The sequence below is a fragment of the Desulfonatronum sp. SC1 genome (assembly GCF_003046795.1).
Classification (GTDB): domain Bacteria; phylum Desulfobacterota; class Desulfovibrionia; order Desulfovibrionales; family Desulfonatronaceae; genus Desulfonatronum.
On sequence record NZ_PZKN01000207.1, the window covers coordinates 1 to 407 of the forward strand.

1 protein-coding gene is annotated in these 407 nt (G+C 49.4%); it reads right to left on the bottom strand.

Going from position 1 to position 407, the window contains the following annotated elements:
• The coding region (locus C6366_RS21315) for a hypothetical protein (RefSeq protein ID WP_233248599.1) at positions 1-407 on the bottom strand (407 nt) is incomplete at both ends.

The window sequence follows — 407 nt, forward strand, 5'->3', positions numbered from 1 at the left end:
GGATTTTGACAGATGGTACCCACTCTAAAGCCGGAAATTTCAGCAGCCTCGTGCAACAGTTCGCTAAAATACCAGGCCGTACTGCCCGTAAAACTCACCGGTAGCTCGTTGGCCGATTCATACTGGCTGATGTTGCGCTCAAAAAACTCCACAAAACTGCTACACACCAATCGGCGAAGGGAATCATCATCAATATTTTGATGAATAAAATGAGCGAAACCGGCTAAAAAACGGTTGGGAAAAGGTTGCTTGTACACCCGGTCGAGTAAGTCTGCCGGTGTGCTGCGGTAAAAATCCCAGAACTTGCCACAGACCTCTTCAGGAAGCTGTTTTTTCAGCACATCGGCCACCAATTTCCGCCCCAAAACCGCAGCACTTCCCTCATCGCCCAACACATAGCCCAAGGG